Source organism: Paraburkholderia sp. SIMBA_030, from assembly GCF_046535245.1.
Classification (GTDB): Bacteria; Pseudomonadota; Gammaproteobacteria; order Burkholderiales; family Burkholderiaceae; genus Paraburkholderia.
In genome coordinates this window covers 1-240 of sequence record NZ_JAWRXB010001517.1, presented here as the reverse complement: position 1 = coordinate 240, position 240 = coordinate 1, and the positions used below count along the sequence as shown (strand labels likewise).

Annotated in this window: 1 protein-coding gene; it reads left to right on the top strand. The window is 75.0% G+C overall.

All coding sequences use genetic code 11. The features are described from left to right. Window positions 1-240 (top strand): hypothetical protein (locus SB772_RS45085; protein ID WP_410839160.1); only part of this gene is annotated, 240 nt, incomplete at both ends.

The following is a 240-nucleotide window of genomic DNA, read 5'->3' as shown; positions in this document are numbered from 1 at the left end:
CGCGCCACCAGCGCGGGTCGGGATCGGCGCCGGTCGTCGGCGACGACGGCGCATGCGCGCCGGCGGCCGACGCGCGCGATGCGCCCGACGCGCCCGACACGCCCGATGCGCCCGATGCACTCGACGCCCCCGACACGCCCGACACGCCCGATGCGCCCGATGCCTGCGATGCCTGCGATGCCTGCGATGCCTTCGATGCCTTCGATGCCTTCGATGCCTTCGATGCCGCAGCAGCCGACG